General features: G+C 52.8%; 1 protein-coding gene. It reads right to left on the bottom strand.

What is annotated here, in order from left to right:
- The coding region (locus IEV36_RS18730) for an Ig-like domain-containing protein (protein ID WP_227591707.1) at positions 1 to 562 on the bottom strand (562 nt) is incomplete at both ends.

The raw sequence follows: 562 nt of genomic DNA, 5'->3' as shown, positions 1-562 counted from the left end.
TTCTGTACCTGGTACAGACGGGTTGCCTGCAGGATCGGTGGCAATTGCCGTGATGGTATCACCATCCACCAAGCCACCTGGGTTTGGTACAGTCCATTCGCCTGTCGTTGGATCAGTCACCACATCAACGGTTGTGCCATCCGGGAAGGTCACAGTTACGGTTGAACCTGGTTCTGCGGTACCCGTGATTGGATCGGTACCATTGACCGGATCAATCTCTGGCGCTGCTGGGGCAGTCACATCCACGTTATAAGTTTGTGTATCAGTGACTGTGCTGCTGTTGCCTGCTGCATCGGTGAAGGTGGCTGTCGCATCGATGGTCGCATCGGTATCTGCAAGTAAGTCACTACCTGCCACATCTGCGGTCCAGTTGCCTGTCGCTGCATCAACAGTCGCTGTGTATGTCACACCATTGATAAGCAGTGTCACTACCGTGGTTGCTGCATCTGCAGGGATTCCGGTTAAGGTACCTGTTACCGTGATGGTTGTGGTTGATTCTGCGGCATTCAACACGTTGTCTGCAGTCACATCATCAATCGTTAAGGTCGCACCTGCTGGATTT

The organism is Acinetobacter vivianii (assembly GCF_014635885.1).
GTDB lineage: Bacteria > Pseudomonadota > Gammaproteobacteria > Pseudomonadales > Moraxellaceae > Acinetobacter > Acinetobacter vivianii.
The sequence above is the reverse complement of the archived record's forward strand: the minus strand, read 5'-3'. Positions and strand labels throughout refer to the sequence as shown.